The 253-nt window shown below is 56.5% G+C and carries 1 pseudogene; it reads left to right on the forward strand.

What is annotated here, in order from left to right:
• Positions 1-137 (forward strand): annotated as a pseudogene (locus tag AF337_RS45765) (tyrosine--tRNA ligase); the annotation flags it as partial.
• Positions 138-253: the final 116 nt, after the last annotated feature.

The following is a 253-nucleotide window of genomic DNA, read 5'->3' on the forward strand; positions in this document are numbered from 1 at the left end:
ATGTGTATAAGAGAGTTCGGGTGAACGGTGGCGGTGTAAACGACGAGGCAATGCGGCTTTGCGACTCCGACATCCAGGACGGCGTGATCCGGCTATCAATTGGCAAGAAGCGACACGTCCTCCTTCAGTCGGTTTAGTGTGGTGTCTTCAACTCGGGGAGCGGGCCAAGTCGACCACTTCGTCGCGCTCCCCATCGATACAGGCTTGATGTGGCAGCGTGTGTGGCCGCGGTCTTCATTCAACAAGAAACAGC

This window comes from Rhizobium ecuadorense (genome assembly GCF_001187535.1).
Taxonomy (GTDB): Bacteria; Pseudomonadota; Alphaproteobacteria; order Rhizobiales; family Rhizobiaceae; genus Rhizobium; species Rhizobium ecuadorense.